General features: G+C 68.7%; 24 protein-coding genes. 12 read left to right on the top strand and 12 right to left on the bottom strand.

Going from position 1 to position 20,218, the window contains the following annotated elements; all coding sequences use genetic code 11:
* Nucleotides 1–32 precede the first annotated feature (32 nt).
* Nucleotides 33–344: a hypothetical protein gene (locus tag AB0N31_RS12120; protein WP_366058261.1), complete on the bottom strand. Its 312-nt coding sequence runs from the start codon at nucleotides 342–344 to the stop codon at nucleotides 33–35.
* 287 nt (nucleotides 345–631) lie between these two features.
* Here AB0N31_RS12120 and rpsF point away from each other — a divergent pair, with 287 nt between their 5' ends.
* From rpsF to rplI, 4 genes are all read left to right on the top strand, one after another.
* Entirely contained in the window at nucleotides 632–922 is a 291-nt protein-coding gene (gene rpsF / locus AB0N31_RS12115; RefSeq protein WP_006604399.1) for a 30S ribosomal protein S6, read from the top strand.
* Between the two features lie 80 nt (nucleotides 923–1,002).
* Nucleotides 1,003–1,605 (top strand): single-stranded DNA-binding protein, encoded by a 603-nt coding sequence (locus tag AB0N31_RS12110; protein WP_366058259.1) that lies wholly within the window; start codon nucleotides 1,003–1,005, stop codon nucleotides 1,603–1,605.
* An 81-nt stretch (nucleotides 1,606–1,686) separates the two neighbouring features.
* Nucleotides 1,687–1,923 carry a 30S ribosomal protein S18 gene (rpsR, locus tag AB0N31_RS12105; RefSeq protein WP_020130672.1) on the top strand — a complete coding sequence of 79 codons (237 nt, stop codon included), beginning with the start codon at nucleotides 1,687–1,689 and terminating at the stop codon, nucleotides 1,921–1,923.
* Nucleotides 1,924–1,941: 18 nt separating this feature from the next.
* A complete protein-coding gene (gene rplI, locus AB0N31_RS12100; protein WP_366058258.1) occupies nucleotides 1,942–2,388 on the top strand; it encodes a 50S ribosomal protein L9 in 447 nt (148 codons plus the stop codon).
* A gap of 133 nt (nucleotides 2,389–2,521) precedes the next feature.
* Here rplI and AB0N31_RS12095 read toward each other — a convergent pair whose 3' ends face one another.
* Nucleotides 2,522–3,859 (bottom strand): MATE family efflux transporter, encoded by a 1,338-nt coding sequence (locus tag AB0N31_RS12095; RefSeq protein ID WP_366058257.1) that lies wholly within the window; start codon nucleotides 3,857–3,859, stop codon nucleotides 2,522–2,524.
* Between the two features lie 460 nt (nucleotides 3,860–4,319).
* Here AB0N31_RS12095 and dnaB point away from each other — a divergent pair, with 460 nt between their 5' ends.
* Nucleotides 4,320–5,795, top strand: a complete 1,476-nt coding sequence (gene dnaB / locus AB0N31_RS12090; RefSeq protein WP_366058256.1) for a replicative DNA helicase — start codon at nucleotides 4,320–4,322, stop codon at nucleotides 5,793–5,795.
* Here dnaB and AB0N31_RS12085 read toward each other — a convergent pair.
* Nucleotides 5,762–6,733, bottom strand: coding sequence for a hypothetical protein (locus AB0N31_RS12085; RefSeq protein ID WP_366058255.1), 972 nt, complete (start codon nucleotides 6,731–6,733; stop codon nucleotides 5,762–5,764). The genes dnaB and AB0N31_RS12085 overlap by 34 nt on opposite strands.
* A 78-nt stretch (nucleotides 6,734–6,811) precedes the next feature.
* Here AB0N31_RS12085 and AB0N31_RS12080 point away from each other — a divergent pair, with 78 nt between their 5' ends.
* Nucleotides 6,812–8,197 (top strand): serine hydrolase domain-containing protein, encoded by a 1,386-nt coding sequence (locus tag AB0N31_RS12080; RefSeq protein ID WP_366058254.1) that lies wholly within the window; start codon nucleotides 6,812–6,814, stop codon nucleotides 8,195–8,197.
* 86 nt (nucleotides 8,198–8,283) lie between these two features.
* On the opposite strand, the gene AB0N31_RS12075 is transcribed toward AB0N31_RS12080, so the two are convergent.
* Complete coding sequence (locus AB0N31_RS12075) at nucleotides 8,284–8,736, bottom strand: GNAT family N-acetyltransferase (RefSeq protein ID WP_366058253.1); 453 nt, start codon at nucleotides 8,734–8,736, stop codon at nucleotides 8,284–8,286.
* Nucleotides 8,737–8,745: 9 nt separating this feature from the next.
* Nucleotides 8,746–9,210 carry a MarR family transcriptional regulator gene (locus AB0N31_RS12070; RefSeq protein WP_366058252.1) on the bottom strand — a complete coding sequence of 155 codons (465 nt, stop codon included), beginning with the start codon at nucleotides 9,208–9,210 and terminating at the stop codon, nucleotides 8,746–8,748.
* Between the two features lie 143 nt (nucleotides 9,211–9,353).
* Between AB0N31_RS12070 and AB0N31_RS12065 the strand changes: the two genes are divergently transcribed.
* Nucleotides 9,354–10,562, top strand: a complete 1,209-nt coding sequence (locus tag AB0N31_RS12065; RefSeq protein WP_366058251.1) for an MFS transporter — start codon at nucleotides 9,354–9,356, stop codon at nucleotides 10,560–10,562.
* 127 nt (nucleotides 10,563–10,689) lie between these two features.
* Nucleotides 10,690–11,106, top strand: a complete 417-nt coding sequence (locus AB0N31_RS12060) for a heme-binding protein (protein WP_366058250.1) — start codon at nucleotides 10,690–10,692, stop codon at nucleotides 11,104–11,106.
* A gap of 98 nt (nucleotides 11,107–11,204) precedes the next feature.
* Here AB0N31_RS12060 and AB0N31_RS12055 read toward each other — a convergent pair whose 3' ends face one another.
* The 6 genes from AB0N31_RS12055 to AB0N31_RS12030 form a co-directional block, all read right to left on the bottom strand.
* Nucleotides 11,205–12,071 carry a GNAT family N-acetyltransferase gene (locus AB0N31_RS12055; protein WP_366058249.1) on the bottom strand — a complete coding sequence of 289 codons (867 nt, stop codon included), beginning with the start codon at nucleotides 12,069–12,071 and terminating at the stop codon, nucleotides 11,205–11,207.
* 193 nt (nucleotides 12,072–12,264) lie between these two features.
* Nucleotides 12,265–12,747 carry an NUDIX hydrolase gene (locus AB0N31_RS12050; RefSeq protein WP_363092333.1) on the bottom strand — a complete coding sequence of 161 codons (483 nt, stop codon included), beginning with the start codon at nucleotides 12,745–12,747 and terminating at the stop codon, nucleotides 12,265–12,267.
* An 87-nt stretch (nucleotides 12,748–12,834) separates the two neighbouring features.
* Nucleotides 12,835–13,740: a LysR family transcriptional regulator gene (locus tag AB0N31_RS12045; RefSeq protein ID WP_366058248.1), complete on the bottom strand. Its 906-nt coding sequence runs from the start codon at nucleotides 13,738–13,740 to the stop codon at nucleotides 12,835–12,837.
* Between the two features lie 234 nt (nucleotides 13,741–13,974).
* Complete coding sequence (locus AB0N31_RS12040; protein ID WP_366058247.1) at nucleotides 13,975–15,132, bottom strand: cystathionine gamma-lyase; 1,158 nt, start codon at nucleotides 15,130–15,132, stop codon at nucleotides 13,975–13,977.
* The gene (locus AB0N31_RS12035) at nucleotides 15,129–15,617 is read right to left on the bottom strand and encodes a low molecular weight protein-tyrosine-phosphatase (protein WP_366058246.1); all 489 of its coding nucleotides are present in this window, start codon (nucleotides 15,615–15,617) and stop codon (nucleotides 15,129–15,131) included. The genes AB0N31_RS12040 and AB0N31_RS12035 overlap by 4 nt, the downstream gene beginning before the upstream one ends.
* Nucleotides 15,618–15,624: 7 nt before the next feature.
* The gene (locus AB0N31_RS12030; protein ID WP_366058245.1) at nucleotides 15,625–16,002 is read right to left on the bottom strand and encodes a phage holin family protein; all 378 of its coding nucleotides are present in this window, start codon (nucleotides 16,000–16,002) and stop codon (nucleotides 15,625–15,627) included.
* Between the two features lie 48 nt (nucleotides 16,003–16,050).
* Between AB0N31_RS12030 and AB0N31_RS12025 the strand changes: the two genes are divergently transcribed.
* The 4 genes from AB0N31_RS12025 to AB0N31_RS12010 all read left to right on the top strand — a co-directional run bounded on the left by AB0N31_RS12025 (nucleotide 16,051) and on the right by AB0N31_RS12010 (nucleotide 18,366).
* The gene (locus AB0N31_RS12025) at nucleotides 16,051–16,368 is read left to right on the top strand and encodes a cupin domain-containing protein (protein WP_363092337.1); all 318 of its coding nucleotides are present in this window, start codon (nucleotides 16,051–16,053) and stop codon (nucleotides 16,366–16,368) included.
* 177 nt (nucleotides 16,369–16,545) lie between these two features.
* Nucleotides 16,546–16,758, top strand: coding sequence for a DUF5326 family protein (locus AB0N31_RS12020; RefSeq protein ID WP_366058244.1), 213 nt, complete (start codon nucleotides 16,546–16,548; stop codon nucleotides 16,756–16,758).
* Nucleotides 16,759–17,095: 337 nt separating this feature from the next.
* Entirely contained in the window at nucleotides 17,096–17,821 is a 726-nt protein-coding gene (locus AB0N31_RS12015; protein ID WP_366058243.1) for an IclR family transcriptional regulator C-terminal domain-containing protein, read from the top strand.
* Between the two features lie 98 nt (nucleotides 17,822–17,919).
* The gene (locus AB0N31_RS12010) at nucleotides 17,920–18,366 is read left to right on the top strand and encodes an SsgA family sporulation/cell division regulator (protein ID WP_366058242.1); all 447 of its coding nucleotides are present in this window, start codon (nucleotides 17,920–17,922) and stop codon (nucleotides 18,364–18,366) included.
* 172 nt (nucleotides 18,367–18,538) lie between these two features.
* Here AB0N31_RS12010 and AB0N31_RS12005 read toward each other — a convergent pair whose 3' ends face one another.
* Nucleotides 18,539–20,116 (bottom strand): YibE/F family protein, encoded by a 1,578-nt coding sequence (locus AB0N31_RS12005; RefSeq protein ID WP_366058339.1) that lies wholly within the window; start codon nucleotides 20,114–20,116, stop codon nucleotides 18,539–18,541.
* Nucleotides 20,117–20,218 lie beyond the last annotated feature (102 nt).

The raw sequence follows: 20,218 nt of genomic DNA, 5'->3' as shown, positions 1-20,218 counted from the left end.
CGGCGGAAGGTGCCGGGCCGACGCCGGTCAGGTCACCAGAGGCCGCCGAAGAGGCCGCCGTGGGCCATGCCGAGGAAGAAGCCGACGCCGGAGGCACCGAGCCCCAGGATCAGGCCGAAGCGCTCACGGGTGGTCTCGGAGATCCACTGTCCGTACGCGCCGGTGAAGATCCCCACCAGGCCGGCCCACGAGCTGAGCAGGTGGAGGCTGTGGAACATCGCCGTGACGAAGGCCACCGTGCCCAGGACCAGGGTGACGGCCATGAGCGTGTCCTGGAGCGGATGGGGCCTGCCGTCGGTGGCGAGGAGAGAACCGGCGGTGTTGGGTCGCAATGCCTGTGCCATGAGGCACCTCCTGCGGAAAGCGGCGCATCGTAGCGCCATACACACCCGACGTGTACAGACTGACGGCCTCCGGGGCCGGATTTCAACCGGAAGCCGGTGTGCAGGTAGTCTGTACCGTCTGCACCGGTGTCTGCCCAGGCACAGCCAGGGAGTCCGCCCAGCTCAGAGCGGGAACGTCGCTACGCGACCCCCGATTGTCAGTGGCGGCCGATACCGTTGCGTACGCATCACAACCCTCCTGCCACGGAACGACCGTGGCCGTTGAGTCCAAAGGAGGTGGGTTCCACATGCGTCACTACGAAGTGATGGTCATCCTCGACCCCGATCTCGAGGAGCGCGCTGTCTCCCCGCTGATCGAGAACTTCCTCTCCGTCGTCCGTGAGGGCAACGGAAAGGTGGAGAAGGTCGACACCTGGGGCCGTCGTCGTCTCTCGTACGAGATCAAGAAGAAGCCCGAGGGCATCTACTCGGTCATCGACCTGCAGGCCGAGCCTGCGGTCGTCAAGGAGCTCGACCGCCAGATGAACCTGAACGAGTCGGTCCTCCGGACCAAGGTCCTCCGCCCCGAGACCCACTGAGCTTCCCCGCTCAACTGGTCTCGGGATTCGAGTAGCAGCACCAGCAGCCAGCAGCAGCAAACCCGCCGAGAGGTTCCCCCATGGCAGGCGAGACCGTCATCACGGTCATCGGCAATCTTGTCGACGACCCCGAGCTGCGCTTCACCCCCTCCGGTGCGGCGGTCGCGAAGTTCCGTGTCGCGTCCACTCCCCGCACCTTCGACCGTCAGACCAACGAGTGGAAGGACGGCGAGAGCCTGTTCCTGACCTGCTCGGTCTGGCGTCAGGCGGCGGAGAACGTCGCCGAGTCGCTCCAGCGAGGCATGCGCGTCCTCGTGCAGGGCCGGCTGAAGCAGCGGTCCTACGAGGACCGCGAGGGCGTCAAGCGCACGGTCTACGAACTGGACGTCGAGGAAGTCGGCCCCAGCCTGCGCAACGCCACGGCCAAGGTCACCAAGACCACCGGCCGCGGTGGCCAGGGTGGCGGCGGTGGCTTCGGCGGCGGTGGCGGTGGCGCCCAGGGCGGCGGCTGGGGCGGTGGCCCCGGCGGCGGTCAGCAGGGCGGCGGCGCTCCTGCCGACGACCCGTGGGCGACCAGCGCTCCCGCCGCTGGCAACCAGGGCGGCGGCGGTGGCGGCGGCTGGGGTGGAAACTCCGGCGGCGGCGGTGCCGGTGGCGGCTACTCGGACGAGCCCCCCTTCTAGGCCTTCGGGCCCGGTTCTCCGGGCCGGTGTAGGCCGAAGGCGGGTCGTATCCCAACTTCTTGATCACACAGGAGAATCACCATGGCGAAGCCGCCTGTGCGCAAGCCGAAGAAGAAGGTCTGCGCTTTCTGCAAGGACAAGGTCACGTACGTGGACTACAAGGACACGAACATGCTGCGGAAGTTCATTTCCGACCGCGGCAAGATCCGTGCCCGCCGCGTGACCGGCAACTGCACCCAGCACCAGCGTGACGTCGCCACGGCCGTGAAGAACAGCCGTGAGATGGCGCTGCTGCCCTACACCGCCCAGGCGCGATAAGGGAAGGGTGACCGAAAAATGAAGATCATCCTCACCCACGAGGTCTCCGGCCTCGGTGCCGCGGGCGACGTCGTCGACGTCAAGGACGGCTACGCTCGCAACTACCTGATCCCGCGGAACTTCGCGATCCGCTGGACCAAGGGCGGCGAGAAGGACGTCGAGCAGATCCGTCGTGCTCGCAAGATCCACGAGATCCAGACCATCGAGCAGGCCAACGCTGTGAAGGCCCAGCTCGAGGGTGTCAAGGTCCGCCTGGCCGTCCGCTCCGGCGACGCCGGTCGTCTCTTCGGCTCCGTCACCCCGGCCGACATCGCCTCGGCGATCAAGGCTTCCGGTGGCCCCGAGGTCGACAAGCGCCGCATCGAGCTCGGTTCGCCGATCAAGACCCTGGGCACCCACGAGACGTCCGTGCGTCTGCACCCCGAGGTTGCCGCCAAGGTCAGCCTCGAGGTCGTCGCGGCCTGATCGCTGCGCTCGGCTTGTAGAGCTGAGAAGGGGCCGCACCCTCCAGGGTGCGGCCCCTTCCGCTTGCCTCAGCCGATCCGCAAGTATCGGAATCGTGGTGTTTCACGTGAAACGCCGGTTTCGTGTGCCGCGGTCAGCGGGCCGCGCCGGTGACCAGCCAGCGCCCCGAGCGGGTGCGCAGCCAGAGGGTCAGCATCCGGACCGCCATCATCAGGGTCATGGCCCCCCACAGTGCGGTGAGGCCGCCACCGAGGGTGGGAACCAGCAGCGCGACCGGAGCGAAGACCGCCAAGGTGAGAACCATCGCCCAGGCCAGGTAGGGGCCGTCGCCCGCGCCCATCAGCACGCCGTCCAGGACGAAGACGACGGCACAGACCGGCTGGGACAGGGCCACCACCAGCAGGGCGGGCAGCGCGGCGTCCTTGACACCCGGGTCCCCGGTGAACAGGGGCAGGAACAACGGACGGGCCAGAACCACGAGCAGGGCCAGTACGACACCCACGGCGAGGCCCCACTCCACCATGCGGCGGCAGACGGCCCGGGCACCGCGGGGGTCGTCGGCACCGAGGTAGCGCCCGATGATCGCCTGTCCGGCGATGGCGATGGCGTCGAGGGCGAAGGCCAGCAGGCTCCACAGTGACAGGACGATCTGATGGGCGGCGATGTCCGCGTCACCGAGGCGGGCGGCGACAGCGGTCGCGATCATCAGCACGGCTCGCAGGGACAGGGTGCGCACCAGCAGGGGCACGCCCGCCTGGGCCGACGCCCGGATGCCGGCGGCGTCGGGGCGCAGCGACGCACCATGCCGGCGGGCTCCTCGGATCACCACGACGAGGTAGGCCGCCGCCATGCCGCACTGGGCGATGACGGTGCCCCAGGCGGAGCCGGCGATGCCGAGATCCGCGCCGTAGACGAGACCGACGTTCAGAAGGGCGTTGGCCATGAAGCCGGCGACGGCGACGTAGAGAGGCGTCCTCGTGTCCTGGAGTCCGCGCAGAACGCCTGTTGCGGCGAGGACGACCAGCATGGCGGGGATACCCAGTGCGGAGATGCGCAGGTAGGTGATCGCGTACGGGGCGGCCGTCTCCGAGGCGCCGAACAGTTCCACGAGGGAGGGAGCGGCGGGGAGGACGAAGACGATCACGGCTGCGCCGAGCAGCAGTGCCAGCCAGATCCCGTCCATACCCTGGCGGATGGCTGCTGGGAGATCACCGGCGCCCACGCGACGGGCGACGGCCGCCGTGGTGGCGTAGGCGAGGAAGACGAAGATGCTGACGGCTGTGGTCAGCAGGGCGGAGGCCACGCCGAGGCCGGCGAGCTGCGCGGTGCCGAGGTGGCCCACGATGGCGCTGTCGGCCAGGACGAAGAGGGGCTCGGCGACGAGCGCGCCGAAGGCCGGAACGGCCAGTGCGACGATCTCCCGATCGTGCTGTCGCCGGGTGGCCTTGGGGATCGTGGGAGCCGGTGTCATGGCCACCAATCTAATCGTCCACAGGTAAGAGATGCAATCGGCCAGTGACCCTTACTTGGTGACTCACTGTGCGTGCTTACCTGCACCCTTCGCTGCGAACTTGATCCGACTGGGGAAGTTTTTCTTCTGCACAGCCGGTGGATGGCAAAGGTGCTGGTCAGCGAGGTCGGAGGGGAGAAGAAGAGGGCTTGTTCACAGGGCTGTCCACCGGGTCGTGCACAGGTTTTGAGCAGTTCTCCACAGCATCGGGGTCGTCGTCCACATGGCCTGTGGATAACCAGATTGGCTGAGGTCGCCGTCGGGCCTACCGTGGTCCGGCGCCCGCTCCGTTCCTCGGCTGTGAAAGTCCCGCAAAACCGACGCACTTGAACCGGAGTTGGGCCTCTTAGTTGTCAGTGCCGTGCCGTAGAAATGTGGGGCGCGGCGAGGTCCGCTCCGCGGACGGGAGGAGGTGGCTCGGTTGAGCATTTCCGAGCCCTTGGACGATCCGTGGGCCGACAGCGGTCCCAGCGATCGTCTGCCCTCCTCCCGCCGACGTGACGGAGGCCGCGGACGCGACGAACAGCACGACCGGGGCCGGGACAGCGGCGATTGGGACGGTGGCGGGACGCCTTTCGAGCGGGTGCCACCGCAGGACCTAGACGCCGAGCAGTCCGTGCTCGGTGGCATGCTCCTGTCGAAGGACGCCATCGCCGACGTCGTCGAGATCCTGAAGGGCCACGACTTCTACAAACCGGCGCACGAGACGATCTACCAGGCCGTCCTCGATGTCTATGCCAAGGGCGAACCGGCCGACCCCATCACGATCGCCGCCGAACTCACCAAGCGCGGCGAGATCAACAAAGTCGGTGGTGCCTCCTATCTGCACACGCTCGTCCAGACCGTGCCGACGGCGGCGAACGCCGAGTACTACGCGGAGATCGTGCACGAGCGCGCGGTCCTGCGCCGCCTGGTCGAGGCCGGCACCCGCATCACCCAGATGGGATACGCGGGCGACGACGACGTCGACGAGATCGTCAACCGCGCCCAGGCCGAGATCTACGCCGTCACCGAGCAGCGCACCAGCGAGGACTACCTCCCGCTCGGCGACATCATGGAGGGCGCCCTCGACGAGATCGAGGCGATCGGCTCGCGCAGTGGCGAGATGACCGGTGTGCCCACGGGCTTCACCGACCTCGACTCGCTCACCAACGGGCTGCACCCCGGCCAGATGATCGTCATCGCCGCCCGGCCCGCCATGGGCAAGTCCACGCTCGCCCTCGACTTCGCCCGCGCGGCCTCGATCAAGCACAACCTGCCCAGTGTCATCTTCTCCCTGGAAATGGGGCGCAACGAGATCGCGATGCGCCTGCTGTCCGCCGAGGCCCGTGTCGCCCTGCACCACATGCGCTCCGGCACGATGACGGACGAGGACTGGACCCGTCTGGCCCGCCGGATGCCCGAGGTGTCGTCCGCGCCGCTCTACATCGACGACTCGCCGAACCTGTCGATGATGGAGATCCGCGCGAAGTGCCGACGGCTCAAGCAGCGCAACGACATCAAGCTCGTGATCATCGACTACCTCCAGCTGATGCAGGCCGGCGGCTCCAAACGCTCCGAGAGCCGCCAGCAGGAGGTCTCGGACATGTCCCGTAACCTCAAGCTCCTTGCCAAGGAGCTCGAGGTCCCGGTGATCGCGCTCTCCCAGCTCAACCGTGGTCCCGAGCAGCGCACGGACAAGAAGCCGATGGTGTCCGACCTGCGTGAGTCCGGCTCCATCGAGCAGGACGCCGACATGGTGATCCTGCTGCACCGCGAAGACGCGTACGAGAAGGAGTCGCCGCGCGCGGGCGAGGCGGACATCATCGTGGGCAAGCACCGTAACGGCCCGACGGCCACGATCACGGTGGCCTTCCAGGGGCACTACTCGCGCTTCGTGGACATGGCGCAGACCTGATCACATGCCTGTGGGGTCTCGGATTCCGTCAGGTTGGAAGAACGCGAGCATTTTCCGGCTGGCGTCCGGCGCATCAGGATTTTCTGAATGTGCGCGGACTGCCGGCCGGTGGCGCTGGTGCGTTCGAACATCTCGTGTTCGTACTCTTTGACGGCGGTGGCAAAGTCGTCCGGGTGCGCGGCCAGCGCGAGGCCGAGCAGCGCTCCGTCGAGCAGGGGCATGTTGGCGCCCTGGCCCACCGGCGGCATCAGGTGGGCGGCGTCGCCGAGCAGCGTGACGCCTGGTGTCGACGGCCAGATCAGGCCGATCGGGAGAGTGGTGATCGGCCGTGGCAGGATCGTGTCGTCGCAGGCGGCGATCAGTGCGGTGAACCGTGAGTCCCAGCCGGTGAACAGGTCGATCAGCCGCATCCGGGCGGCGGCCGGCTCGTCGAACGGGATCCCGCTGGTTGCGAACCAGTCCTCGGCGGAGTTGTAGAAGCTGAGGTAGACGCGTACGCGGCCGTCACCGTTGCGCTGCGCCGCCAAGGATTGTCCGTTGCCGAGCACCCAGTAGTTGCCGCGCCCGACCATCGTCGCGAGGCCGGGGTGGGTGCGGTCGATATCGGGAATGCCGAGCTCGATGATGTTTTGGTCTATGTGCGTCGGTCGGGCGTCGGTGAGCTGCGCGCGGACGCGGGAATTCGCTTGGACGCCGACCACACCTTCCGGATCGGCCTGGACTTCCTGCTCGACGGCATCGAGGCCCGCATCTCCAGGTGACGTGCGGTCGAAGGACCGGACCGGTACCGCCGATAGCACCAGGTCGGCGCTGATGCGTGGAGACGGCGAAACCTCACCAAGCGCGCGGAAACTGAAGAAATGCCCTGAAGCTGAGGTGCGAGCCGCATCACATCCCTTGAGACAACCCAGGGAGCCGCTGTCAGCCGAGATCGACATGTCATGCGATTCGAGGCCCTGCAGCGCCCTCGGCGAAATGGGCTCGACGCGGGCCGGACCGCCGGGTGGACTGGGGCCATGACGACACCTCTGGAAGAGCTGCTTCCCGGCACCCGGCGGGCGCTGCTGAACCGGATCGCCGTGGCCCAGTCCGAAGGACGGGCGCCCTCACTCGTCGCCGCGGTGGTGCGGGACGGGCGAGCCGTGTGGCACGGGGCGCGGACCTCGGTCGACGGGCACGCTCCGGACGAGACGGTGCAGTACCGGATCGGCTCGATCACCAAGACCTTCACCGCCGTTCTCGTGCTGCGGCTGCGCGACGAAGGGGCGCTCGTCCTCGAGGACCCGCTCGAGAAGTACCTTCCGGGCTCGGGCGCCGGGGAGGCGACCGTCCTCCAGCTTCTCGCGCACACGGGCGGCTTGGCGGCCGAGTCGCCCGGCCCATGGTGGGAGCGAACTCCTGGCTCGCTGCGTCCCCGCCTCCCCGATGTCCTCGGTGACCAGGCCGCCCTGCACCCGCCGGGTCGTCGTTTCCACTACTCCAACCCTGGCTACAGCGTCCTCGGCGCTCTCGTCGAACAACTCCGCGGTGCTCCGTGGGACGAGGTGCTACGGCGAGAAGTGCTCGAACCCTTGGGTCTTGAGCGTACGAGTGTGCGACCGAACGCTCCCCATGCGGGTGGCTGGGCGGTGCATCCCTGGGCCGACGTGATGCTTCCCGAACCCACCGAGGACTTCGGCCGGATGGCCGCGGCCGGTCAACTCTGGTCCACGAGCGGCGATCTCGCGCGGTTCGCCACCTTCCTGGTCCGAGGGGACGACAGGGTGCTGAGCGCGGAGACCCTCAAGGAGATGCGGACGCCCGCGGCACCGGCCGAAGCCACCGGCCTGGCGGACGGCGGCACGTACGGGCTCGGGATGCGGATCGAGAACCTGGGCGGACGGGTGCTCGTGGGGCACTCGGGGTCGGTGCCGGGTTTTCTGGCCGGTCTCACGATCAGTGTGGCCGACGACGTCGCCGCTGTGGTCCTGGCCAACTGCACGTCGGGCCCGATGGTGACTCAGGTGGCCGCCGACCTCGTACGCATCGTGGCCGAGGCCGAGCCGCGGATCCCCGAACCCTGGCGGCCGCTGCGGGACGTCGATCGGTCCGTTCTGGAGCTGGCGGGCCAGTGGTACTGGGGGACCAGTCCGTTCGCCCTACGGGTCACCGCTGACGGCCACGTCTCGCTCGGGCCGCTTTCCGGCGGTGGGCGACGCTCGCGCTTCCGTCCGAACGGCGACGGGACGTGGTCGGGTCTGGAGGGGTACTTCGCCGGCGAGACTCTGCGGGCCGTACGGCGACCGGACGGCACCGTGGACCATCTCGACCTCGGATCGTTCGTGTTCACCCGCCGGCCGTACGACGATGAGGCCGACGTGCCCGGCGGCGTGGACGCGGAGGGGTGGCGGGGGATCGGCTAGCGCCCTGCGGAGGGAGGCAAGGTGTCGTGTTTCACGTGAAACACGACACCTTGTCCGCGTGAGATCCGGGTCCTGACCTCCGCCGTTCAGAGCTGGAGCTTGAAGCCGACGTGCGAGGCTTCGAAACCCAACCGCTCGTAGAAGCGGTGGGCGTCGGTGCGCGCACTGTCGGAGGTCAGCTGGACCAGTCGGCAGTTCTCCCGCCGGGACTCCTCGATCGCCCACTCGATGAACCGGGTGCCAAGGCCGCCGCCGCGCTCGTCGGCGTGGACACGTACGCCCTCGATGATCGACCTGGTCGCCCCGCGCCGGGAGAGGCCGGGCACGATCGTCAGTTGGAGGGTGCCCACGACACGTCCCTCGCGTACGGCCACGACCAGGCGCTGGTTCGCATCGATGCTGATTCGCTCCAGCGCGCTCAGGTAAGGGGTGAGGTCGTCCGGCGACTCGCGCCGCGCACCCAGAGGGTCGTCCGCGAGCATGCCGACGATCGCGGGAATGTCCTCTGCCACGGCAGCGCGTATTTCAAGATCTCCCATGGCCGCACCCTATGCAGCTGCGGGTGCCTTCAGGGACTCCACGACCCGGACCAGCGGAGCCAGCTCCGGGTTCTTCGCCGCCTCGTCGAGGGCCTTGCGAAGAGCTGCGTCGTTGGTGGGGCGGGCCTCGTCCAGCAGCTTCACGCCTGCCTCGGTGACGTTCGTGTAGATGCCGCGGCGGTCGGTGGGGCACAGGTACCGCTCGAGCAGGCCACGGTCCTCGAGGCGGGTGACCAGTCGGGTGGTGGCGCTCTGGCTGAGGACGACGGCGTCGGCGACCTGCTTCATCTGCAGGTGTCCCCCGTCACCGTCGTGCTGGCGGCTGAGCACGTCGAGGAGGGAGTACTCGCGCACGCTCAGGTCGTGTCGGGTCTGGAGGGCGCGCTCGATATGAGCCTCGATCCTGCCGTGAAGCAGGGAGAGGGCGCACCAGCCCTGAGCGAGAGCGGTGAGTGCGGGGTCCGTCGCAGTCATGGGTGTTCTCCTCCGTCCCGGTGCGGCTGGATCCCAGGATAGAGCAATGCTGCAATAGACTGCTGTTGCCTGTAGTCCGCGTCTGCAACTATTGTTGGTGCACGTTAAGAGCTCATGCAATCGTCTGGAAGGTCTACCCCACCATGCCTCTCGCGCTACTGGCCCTCGCGATCGGGGCCTTCGGCATCGGCACGACCGAATTCGTGATCATGGGCTTGCTGCCCGAGGTCGCAGGCGACTTCGGTGTCTCCATTCCCACGGCCGGCTTCCTGGTGACCGGTTACGCGCTCGGCGTCGTGCTCGGCGCCCCGCTGATGACCGTCCTCGGCACCAAGGTGTCCCGCAAACGGATGCTGATGCTGTTGATGGGCTTGTTCGTCGTCGGCAACCTCCTGTCGGCCGTCGCCCCGGCTTTCGCCGTCATGCTGATCGGCCGGGTCGTCGCCTCACTCGCCCACGGCGCGTTCTTCGGCATCGGCTCGGTCGTCGCGGCGGACCTGGTCGCCCCGGACAAGAAGGCCGGCGCCATCGCGATGATGTTCACGGGTCTCACCGTCGCCAACGTCGTCGGCGTACCGTTGGGCACGCTCGTCGGGCAGACCGTCGGCTGGCGCGTGACCTTCGGGATCGTTGCCCTTCTCGGCGTTCTCGGACTGGCGGGCATCGCCAGGCTGGTGCCCGAGCTGCCCCGCGTGGAGGGCGTGCGCCTGCGACACGAACTGGCCGCGTTCAAGAACACACAGGTCCTGCTCGCCATGGCGATGACCGTCCTGGGCTTCGGCGGTGTCTTCGCGGCCATCACCTACATCGCCCCGATGATGACCCACGTCGCGGGCTTCGCCGAGGGCTCCGTCACCTGGCTGCTCGTCCTCTTCGGGCTCGGCATGGTCGGCGGCAACCTCGTCGGCGGTAAGTACGCCGACCGCGCTTTGATGCCGATGCTGTACGTCTCCCTCGGCAGCCTGGCAGTTGTCCTGGTCCTGTTCACCCTCACCGCGCACAACAAGATCCTCGCGGCCGTCACGATCGTCCTGATCGGTGCCCTTGGCTTCGCCACCGTCCCGCCGCTCCAGAAACGGGTCCTCGACCAGGCGCACGGTGCTCCGACGCTCGCCTCGGCGATGAACATCGGTGCCTTCAACCTCGGGAACGCCCTCTCCGCCTGGCTCGGCGGCCTTGTCATCGCCGAGGGCCTCGGTTACACCGCCCCGAACTGGGTCGGCGCCGCCCTTGCCGCGGCGGCTCTTGCTCTCGCTCTCGTCTCGGCCGCGCTGGAGCGCCGCGACAGCACCGCCAGTGCCGTCGTCACCGGACGGACCCCGGCCGAACAGCCGACAGCCGTTCACCACTGAGCCGCTCCAAGGTGCGGAGCCAGGGCCGTTCCCGCACCTTTTGATTCACCGCTTTCCTGAGAAATGCCGGCGGCAATGCCCTTCGGGAATTCCCGTGGGAGATACCTCCCCGAGGAGAAAATCCCCCATGACCACCACCTTCGCGCCCTTGACCGTCCAGGATGCCGACGTCCTCCTCATGGCCGCCCGCCGCGCGGCTGAAGCCGCCGGGGTCGCGGTCAGCGTCACCGTCCTGGACGCGGGTGGTCACCTGCTGGCCTTCCGCCGGGACGACCGCGCGGTGCTGATCTCCGGCGAGACGAGCACACGCAAGGCCTGCACGGCGCTCCAGTTGGACGCCCCCACCGCCGATCTCGTCGACGCGGTCCAGCCCGGCGGTCTGTTCCACACCCTGCCCACCGCACTCGACAGGCCGCTGCTGTTCATCGCGGGCGGCGTGCCGGTCCACCGTGACGGACGCCTGATCGGGGCCGTGGGCGTGGGTGGTGGTGCACCGGAGCAGGACCACGGCTTCGCCACCGCGACCGTGGAGGCGCTGACCTGACCTCCCCCTTCATGAAGGAGGGCCTGCACCCTTTCGCAATGTGGATGTACACCGGTGTCCGAGGCATCTCGGACACCGGCTTCCGCGTCTCCCCTGCCTCAGCCGGCCGCCACCGTGAGTGGAGCGAACCGCCGTCTCCAGTCGCCGGGCAGTTCGTTGAAGCCGTAAGTCATGACGGTGTTGAAGGTGACCGATGACAGGCCCCGCTCCTTGACCCAGGCCAGCAGCTCCTCGTGCCGGACGTCGATGTCGGTGCGCAGCGGCCGGTCGGAATGCTCGGCCAGGGACGCCAGGAGTGCTTTCGCCGTTTCGGTGTCGCGGGCGATCAGCGGTCCCACGACATAGGTGTCCATGTTGGGCCAGGCGGCCGCGTAGCCGACGATCCGGCCGCCGTCCTCGGCGACCCGCACCTGGTCGGCGAAGGCGGGCAGCCGGGCGATCACGGGGGTGCGGTCGGCGCCGAAAACCTCCTCGTCCAGGCGGAGGATCGTGGTGAGGTCCTCCGCCGTGGCCGCACGCGTCATGACGCCGGGTCCCGGCCCGACGGGCGTGAAGCGGCCTGCCACCATCTCGGCGTGGCCCGTGGCCTTGAACCCCAGCTCCTCGTACAGCGGACGGCCGTTCGGCGTCGCGTGCAGCGTCAGCGGCGTCGTGCCCATCACGGAGGCGATGTGCCGCATGAGCCGGCGACCGACGCCCTGCCGGGCATGTCGTTCAGCGACCAGCACCATGCCGACGGCACCGAAGGCCGGTTGGCCATGAGGGCCGTACTCGGTGACCACGCAGGCGCTGACGAGGCCCCCGTCCGGGTCGTCGATGCCGTAGCCCTTTCCAGCGGTGAGGAGGAGGCCCCACTTGTGTTCCTCGCGTGGCCACCCCCTGTCCTCGGACAAGTCGGCGCAGGCGATGAGGTCACGGTGCGTCAGACGGCGGATGGGGAGAGCGGCGAGAGAAGGAGTCGGCACGCAGGTCAGGCTGTCCGACCGGCACCTCTGACGTCCACCTGTTTCCCCACAGTCGTATGTGCTTTTGGCCAACCCGTGGCCCACTGCACAGCATGTGGACAGCCAGACGTCGTTTCACGTGAAACGCCTGGGGCGTGGGCAACCTGTCGGTAGTCCGGGCGGCCGACGGAAGCCGACCTGGAATGTCAGGTCCTCACCCCAGGTCGGGTGCGTGCATGGCGCGCACTCCCTCGATGTTGCCGTCGAGGTAGTGCCGAAGAGACAGTGGGACGAGGTGGACGGAGGCGATACCGACTCGGGTGAACGGCACGTGGACGATCTCGTACTCCCCGACGGGTTCGTCGATCTCGGGGCCGTGTCGCAGGGCGGGGTCCATGGATTCCAGTCGGCAGACGAAGAAGTGCTGTACCTTCACGCCGGTCGCGCCTCCGTCCTCGCCGATGTGCTCGACGGTGTCGACGAAGCAGGGGACAACGTCGGTGATCTTGGCGCCGAGTTCCTCGTACACCTCACGGTGCAGGGCGTCGACGACGGTCGTGTCCTCGGGCTCGACTCCGCCACCGGGCGTGACCCAGTACGGATCGAGGCCGGGCTTGCTGCGTTTGATCAGGATCAGGTCGTCGCCGTCCAGCAGAACGGCACGCGCGGTGCGCTTGACCACAGGTCGGACGGTCATGGGAGGAATGTGGCCCAGCTGGTTCCACGTGAAACATCCCGTATCGTCACCACGTGAGCCCGTTCCGTGATGCCTGGACGAGTCGGTTCAGCACCAGTCGGCCGCCGCCCTCAGCAGCCAGTCATGTGCCCGTGCGATGAGCGGCACCGCCAGCGTGCCGGTGCGCACCACCAGAACATAGGTCCGCAGCGGCGGCACCGGTGGACGGTGCAGTTCGACGACGTCCCCGCGGTCCAGGGCGGCTGCGCACAGATAGCGAGGCAGTACCGCCAGACCCGCGCCCGCGGTCACACAGGCCAGGACGGCGCGCAGGTCGGGAACGATGACTGCACCGGCGGCCGCGGGCCGGGAGTCGAAAACGGACGCCCAGTAGCGGGAGACGAAGGGTAGCGACTCATGGACCTCGACCACGGGAAGGCCTTCCAGGGTGGCCGCCTCCGTGCGGTACCGCTTCTCGGTGTCGACCGGCCCGACCCGGCCCGGCGCGGCGATCAGAACGTGCTCCTCGTCGCACAGCGGGGTGGCGCTGAGCAGGGCGCCGCGCGGCCGGGCCGTGGTGATGGCGAGGTCGTGGTGACCGGCTGCCAATCCGTCCAGAACCTCCTCGGCGGTTCCGAAGGAGGTGCGCAGGGTGAGCCCCTGTCCGTCCTCGCCGGTCAGCCCGGCGAGGGCGGGAAGGGCCCGTTCGGCGGTGAACTCGGGTGGCCCGGCGAGGTGCAGGGTCCGTACGGAGGACTCGTCGTCCAGGCCGGTCTCGGTGATCTCCACGAGGGCGTCGAGGTGCGGGGCGGCCTTGTGGGCGAGCTCGTCCCCGATGGTCGTCGGCGTCACACCGCGGGCCTGGCGCAGGAACAGAGGTCGGCCGAGCTGCCTCTCCAGGGTGCGGATCTGAGAGGTCACGGCCGGCTGGGACAGGCCCAGCAGGGCGGCGGCGCGGGTGAAGGAACCGGCCCGGTGCACGGTCACGAAGGTGCGCAGCAAGGCCAGATCCATAGTGCGCGCTCCCCTTCCCTGTCCCTGCCTTTCTCCCGGGCTTGAGGCAGGGCCCAACTATAAATAAGTCGATAGGTCTCTGTCGCTACGGTGATTGGACACTGACACAGAGTCAACTAGCCTGGTTCGCGCGGTTCTTCGCGCGCGGAACCGCTGACGGTCCGAGCCACGAGGGGGGAGGCTCGGACCGTCCTCTGTACGGCGCGGGGCGCACGGCGGTCATCCGTGAGCCGGTCATCGCGCCGACTCCTCCAGCGCGCGCAGTACGTCCGCCACCAGATCCTCCGGGTCCTCGGCGCCGACCGACAGCCGGATGAAGCCCTCGGGCACCGCGTCCCCTCCCCAGCGCCCACGGCGCTCGGCGGTGGAGCGCACCCCGCCGAAGCTCGTCGCGTCGTCCACGAGCCGCAGTCTGTCGAGGAAACGCTCGGCACGCGCACGCGTGGGCAGCGTGAAGGAGACGACGCACCCGTAGCGTCGCATCTGCCGCGAGGCCACCTGGTGCGACGGATCGTCCGGCAGCCCCGGGTACCGCAGGCCGGTCACCTCGGGCCTCCCCCGCAGTACCCGGGCCACGGCCAGCGCGGTGGAACTCTGCCGGTCCACCCGCATCTGCAGCGTGGCGATCGACCGGTGCGCGAGCCAGGCCTCCATAGGTCCCGGAATCGCCCCGACGATCTTGCGCCAACGCCGCACGGCGGTCATCGGCTCGCCGGAGCGTCCGGTGACGTGGCCGAGGAGGACGTCGCCGTGACCGGTGAGCTGCTTGGTGCCGCTCGCCACCGAGAAGTCGGCCCCCAGCTCCAGCGGGCGCTGTCCGAGCGGTGTCGCCAGTGTGTTGTCGACGGCCACCAGGGCGCCACGCGCGTGTGCCGCCTCCACGAGACGCCGGATGTCGCACACGTCGAGGCCCGGGTTCGACGGGGACTCGATCCACAGCAGCTTCGCCCCGTCGAGGGCGCCGAGCTGGGCGTCGCCACCGGTCGGCGCGGTACGCACCTCGATGCCGTACGCCTCCAGCTGGGCGCGGACCAGGGGGAGCGCCTGATAGCCGTCGCTGGGCAGGACCACGGTGTCCCCGGTGCGCAGCTGGGAGAAGAGCACGGACGAGATCGCCGCCATGCCGGAGGCGAACACGAGTGTCTCGACACCGTCCTGCCCCGGCGCCTCCAGCTCGCCGACGGCGCGCTCCAGATGCGTCCAGGTGGGGTTCTCGTCACGGCCGTAGGTGTACGGCCCCGTGGGCTCGCCGGGCAGGTGGAAGTGCGCGGCGAACACCGGGCCCGGCAAGGTCGGTTCGTACTTGACCGGCTCCGGAAGACCCGCCCGCACCGCGCGCGTGCCCTCACCGGAGCCTGCGACGACACCCCCGGCCGCATTGGAGTCACTCATGCCATTCGTCCTTCCATGTCCGCGCGAACCGCGGCGAGCAGGCCCACGCTCGCCTCCTCCACCATCTGCAGGCACTCCTCGAAGCCGTCCCGGTCCCCGTAGTACGGGTCGGGAACGTCCAGGTCTGCTGCGGCGGGGTCGTACGCGCGCAGCAGCCGGATCTTCCGGGCGTCCTCGTCGGTCGGGGCGAGGCGGCGCAGGGCCCTGAGGTGTCCGGCGTCCAGGGCGATCACGAGGTCCAGACCGGCGAACCAGGACCGTTCGAACATGCGGGCCATGTGCTCGACGGCGTAGCCGTTCTCCTGCAGGACGGAGACGGTACGCGGGTCGGCCTCCTCGCCCACGTGCCAGTCGCCCGTGCCGGCGCTGTCGACCTCGACCAGGTCCTCGAGGCCCGCCTCCGCGACATGCGCGCGGAAGACGGCCTCGGCCATCGGGGAGCGGCAGATGTTGCCGGTGCAGACGAAGCAGACGCGGTACCCCATCGTGTGCTCAGTCCTCGTCGGGCAGGACGACGTTGAGCGCCCAGGAGACGACGGAGATGATCAGGCCGCCCAGGACCGCGGTCCAGAAACCCTCGACGTGGAAGCTTACGTCGAGTCGGTCGGCCAGCCACGAGGTGAGCAGCAGCATCAGAGCGTTCACGACCAGGGTTATCAGGCCGAGCGTGAGGATGAAGAGGGGGAAGGTCAGTACCTTCACGACGGGCTTGACCAAGAAGTTGACCAGGCCGAACAGCAGCGCCACCACGATCAGGGTGCCGACCTTCTCGCCCGTGTCGGCACCGGTCAATGTGATCTTGTCGAGCAGCCAGACGGCGACCGCCAGGGCGCCTGCGTTGGCGATCGTCTTGACTACGAAATTCTTCATGTGTCTGATCGTGGCAGAACTGATCGACCAGGAGGGCGGACGAGGGCGATGAAGGCATTCCGGTTGGATGAACTGGAGGCGGAGAGAGCCGCCAACGACGGCGCCTACCTGCAATTCCTGCGCGAACGGAACATGTCGGTCGGCCTCTACGCACTCGATGCCGGAGCCCACGACCCACAGAACCCGCACCACCAGGACGAGGTCTACTTCGTCGTGAGCGGACGCGCCTCCCTCACGGTCGGTCTGGAGACCACCCAGGTCGCGCGCGGAAGCGTCGTGTACGTGCCGGCCGGAGTGGCCCACAAGTTCCATCACATCAGCGAGGACTTGCGGGTCCTGGTGGTGTTCTCGCCGCCGGAGGGCTGAGCCCCTCCGCCCGGCAGCGGAGGGGCCGCCTCGGGGTTCCCTCAGGGATCGGTCAGGGGAGGACCGGGGGTGCACGGCCCCCGCGGGCACCCCCTCGGGACCTAGCATCGACGGCAGGACAGCGAAAGATCCGGGCCGTCGGTGGCACCGGACACCGCACAGACGAGGACGAGGACGATGCGAGAGATCTTTGCGGGACTGCCGTGGTGGGTGAAGTGGGTGGCGGTGCCCGTCATCGCGCTGGTCGTGTTCGGCGGCCTGATAGCGAGCGTCGTCGGCTTCGTCATCGGTCTGCTCTTCAAGCTGCTGGTCTTCGTGGCACTGGTCGGCGGACTGATCTACGTGGTCCGGAAGTTCACGGCGGGTTCCTCCTCGCGCGGCGACTGGTGAGCGGTGCGGGGAGCGGGCACCGGTAACAGCGATCGCCGGTTCCCTCGGCCGGGGGAAGTTTTCCGGACAGCGGGACCGTCGGCGGTGGCGGGTCGTTAAGGTCCGGAACCCTTCGCGGGGTCGCACCCCGCGAGCGGCGCCCCCTTCCTCCCGTGTTCCCCGCACGGACCGCCCTCTCGAACTTCGGGAGTGACCCTTGGCCACGGTTGACACCGCAGCATTCGCGGCACCTCACCCACCCCCCGTCCGCACGCGTTCCACCACACCCCTGCTTCAGCGGCCCGCGGGCAGAGGCGTCCCCGAACAGCCGCAACCCGCGGCGACGCTCATCGGGTCCGTGCAGCGCGCCATGCGGCTGCTGGAATCCGTGGCCCGGCATCACGGCGGGGCTCCGGCGAAGCAACTCGCCCGCGAGACCGGCCTGGCGCTGCCCACCGCGTACCACCTGCTGCGCACCCTCGTGCACGAGGGCTATCTGCGGCGCGACAAGGGGATGTTCTTCCTCGGTGAGGCGGCCGAGCGCCTGGGCGGCAGCGGAGCCGGGCAGAAACGTCGCAGCACCGTGGTCGCCACCCTCGCGCACTGGCGCGATTCGATCGGTGTTCCGGTGTACTACGCCCGCTACCAGGACGGCGAGATCGAGGTCTTGTGCGTCTCCGACACCCCGGGCAATCCGGCGGTCGAGGAATGGGCCGACTTCCGCGAGACCGGACACGCGCACGCCATCGGCCAGTGTCTGCTGGCCCAGTTGGACGAGACGTCCCGCCGCGACCACCTGGACCGTTACCCCGTGCGGTCGATCACGCCGTACACCGTGCGGGACGATCACACCCTGTTGCGACGGCTGGCCCGCATGCGGCGGATGGAGACGGTCGTCGAGCGGCAGGAGTACGCGCTGGGCACGGTGTGTGCCGCGATCCCGATCACCGTGGGCACGACCGCCGCCACGATGGCCATTTCTCTCTCCGCTCATCAGGCCGACCGGCTGCCGACGGCGGTACGGCAGTTGCAGAGCGAAATCGGGCGGATGCTGGGGTCGTTTGCTGTCTCTGTCAGTATCTGAAAACTTACTCCTTGTGATCTGTTGTGTACTTTCAGCAAGATATCAGCAGGATCAAGGGTTGATTCCCAGCCAGTCGACGGCGATGACGGGATAGGGCAATGCGCGAGTCCGTGCAGGCAGTAGAGGCAGAGGTCATGATGAGCTTTCTCGTCTCCGAGGAGCTCTCTTTCCGCATCCCGGTGGAACTGGGCTACGAGACCTGCGATCCGTATGCCGTACGGCTCACGTTTCATCTGCCCGGTGATGCCCCGGTGACCTGGGCGTTCGGGCGTGAGCTGCTCATCGACGGGGTGGGCAGACCGTGCGGCGAGGGAGACGTGCGGGTCTCGCCGGCCGACCGGGATCTTCTGGGTGAAGTGCTGATCCGGCTTCAGGTGGGCTGTGAACAGGCGGTGTTCCGCTCGTCGGCGGCTCCGCTCGTGGCCTTCCTCGACCGCACCGACAAGCTGGTCCCGTTGGGGCAGGAGGGCGCGTTCGCCGACTTCGACGCCCATCTCGACGAGGCCTTGGACCGGATCCTGGCGGAGGAACAGAGCGCCGGGTGAGGTCTGGTGAGGGCTGGTGGCATGCCGGTGAAGTAACGCTTCTGCTGGAACGGTGACGAGGCGCTCGGCAATCGGCCCGCCCCGATCGGCGAATTGGCGTGCACGAGCAGGATGACGTCCCGGGTGCACGAAGGGCGACGTGTCCGATGACCCCTTCGCGCACCCGGGAACGTCAGCGTTTGCGGCGCCTGCCCTTGCCGCCCCGAGCGCTCTGCGCGGCCGGGCCCGCCGTACCGGCCGACGACGCCCCCGGCGCCGCCGGAGCTGCCGCGGTGAGGGAGCCCGTATCCGACCGGTCCGCCGACACCACGAGCGCGGCGAGTGCCGTGGTCACCGGAACCGACGCGACCAGGCCGATCGAACCGACCAGCGTGCGCACGATCTCCTCGGCGACCAGCTCGCTGTTGGCGACCGTGCCGACGCTGCTCTGCGCGATGGAGAACAGCAGCAGCAGTGGCAGGGCGGCGCCGGCGTAGGCCAGGACGAGCGTGTTGACCACGGACGCGATGTGGTCGCGACCGATCCGGATGCCCGCCCGGTACAGCCCCCGCCAGCCCATCGTGGGGTTGGCCTCGTGCAGTTCCCAGACCGCCGACGTCTGGGTGACCGTCACGTCGTCGAGGACACCGAGCGATCCGATGATGATCCCGGCGAGGAGCAGACCGCTCATGTCGATCGTCGGGTACAGACCGTGGATCAGACCGGTGTTGTCGTCCGTGTTGCCGGTGAGCGCCGCCCAGTCGACGAACCAGGAGCCGAGGACGCCGATCAGCAACAGGGAGATGAGGGTGCCCAGAACCGCCACGGAGGTGCGGGCCGACAGTCCGTGACACAGGTAGAGAGCGATGAGCATGATGGCGCTCGCCCCCACGACCGCCACCGCGAGCGGGTTCGAGCCTTGCAGGATTGCGGGCAGCACGAAGAAGTTCAGCACCATGAAACTGATGGCCAGCGAGACCAGCGCCATGACACCCTTCAGCCGCCCGACGACCACGACGGCGACGGCGAAGATGAGGGCGAGCACGGTCAACGGGACGCGGCGGTCCACGTCGGTCACCGAGTACTGAAGGTCCTTCGGCGCGGAGGGTTCGTAGGCGACCACGACCTTCTGCCCCTCGTGCAGCTGCCGTGACTGGTCCGGCTGGACGATCTCCGTGAAAGTACGGCCCTTGTCCGCGCCGGTGTCCACGCGGATCGTGGCCTTCTTACAGGTGCCGTTCGCCTGCTGGGACGCGGAGGAGCCTTCAGCGGTGGAGGTGTCGCCGGTGGGGGTGCCGCCCGAGGCGTTCGCCGACGAGCAGCTGATGCTCTCGACGTCGGCGACCGTCGCCCGCTGCGTCTGCCGGTCGAAGCCGACGCCGGTGCGCTCGTGGGCCGGGGCACCGCCGGGCCACAGCACGACCAGACCGGCGAGCACGGCTACGGCGAAGGGGATGAGGACGGCCGCGATGACCTTGCGCAGATGCTTGGAGACGGGGGCGGCCGGGCCATGACTGTGGCTGTGCCCGTGGCCGCCGCCCGGACCGGGGACATGGCCGCCGTGCCCGCCGCTGTGCCCGTCGCCGGAGCCATGTCCATGCCCGTGGCCGTCATCTGAACCGTGCCCGTCACCGGGGCCGGGGCGGAGGCCGTGTCCGTGGCCCCTGCCTCCGCCGGCGCTTCCGTTTCCCTCACCGGCACCGCGTCCATGAACCGCACGGGGAACACCGCCCTGACCGGTCCCGGACGCGTGCGTACCGTCGCCGGGCAGGTGTCCGTGGTTCCTGCCGGAGCCCTGCCCACCGTTGGAGCCGTGTCCGCCCTCGTGGCCGAAGCCGTACTCGCCGCCGGGACCCGCACTCAGACCCGGGCC

This window comes from Streptomyces sp. NPDC051051 (genome assembly GCF_040682975.1).
Lineage (GTDB): Bacteria > Actinomycetota > Actinomycetes > Streptomycetales > Streptomycetaceae > Streptomyces.
This window is presented reverse-complemented; position numbering and strand designations above follow the sequence as displayed.